The 218-nt window shown below is 39.4% G+C and carries 1 protein-coding gene; it reads left to right on the forward strand.

Features of this window, described 5'->3' with window-relative positions; all coding sequences use genetic code 11:
• A partial coding sequence (locus C6N31_RS47445) for a hypothetical protein (protein ID WP_498063736.1) occupies window positions 1-133 on the forward strand: 133 nt, incomplete at its 5' end.
• Between the last annotated feature and the right edge of the window lie 85 nt (window positions 134-218).

Raw genomic sequence — 218 nt, forward strand, 5'->3', positions numbered from 1 at the left:
TAGTGACCTTCAATTTTTTGTGGGAGAGAGCATGCATGATGATGGCTCCTTGGTATTTGCTTACTACAAGGATGGAGCTGCTGACCCAACATTTTTGTACTTCGGCCATGGGTTGAAGGAGGTTAAGTGTTAAACAAGAACTGGGTCTCATAAGGAGGACTTAAAGAAGATTAGTTGCGTGCTGTAGTTCTAGTTTTTATTATTACTTTTTATGTGTT

This window comes from Streptomyces fildesensis, assembly GCF_016107395.1.
Classification (GTDB): domain Bacteria; phylum Actinomycetota; class Actinomycetes; order Streptomycetales; family Streptomycetaceae; genus Actinacidiphila; species Actinacidiphila fildesensis.